A 362-nucleotide genomic window follows, 5' to 3' on the forward strand; every position below is an offset into this window, starting at 1 on the left:
CGCCGGTCGAGGAGGCGCCCGCGGCCCGTCCGCGCCGTCGCGCCACCCGTAAGGCGACCGCTCCGGCCGGTGCGCCGAAGGCCGCCGAGGCCCCAGCCGAGGTGTCGGCCCCGTTCGTGGCACCCGTGGTGTCCTAGGACCCCGCCGCGGAAGCCCCCGCCGCCGAGGCGCCGGCCGACGAGGCCGAGGCCGCCCCTCGCGGTCGTCCGCGTCGTCGTGCCACCCGCAAGGCGACCGCTCCCGCCGGTGCGCCCACGGCCGCCGAGGCGCCCGCCGAGGAGCCCGCCCCGGTCGAGGCCGCCGCCCCGGCCGTCCAGGCCGAGGCGCCCGCCCAGGACGCCGCCCCCGTCGAGGAGGCGCCC

The 362-nt window shown here is 83.1% G+C and carries 1 pseudogene; it reads right to left on the reverse strand.

Features of this window, described 5'->3' with window-relative positions:
* Window positions 1-133: 133 nt before the first annotated feature.
* Window positions 134-362 (reverse strand): annotated as a pseudogene (locus PUR26_RS34430) (DUF6113 family protein); the annotation flags it as partial.

Origin of the sequence: Streptomyces sp. SP18CS02 (assembly GCF_036322365.1) — a bacterium.
GTDB lineage: Bacteria > Actinomycetota > Actinomycetes > Streptomycetales > Streptomycetaceae > Streptomyces.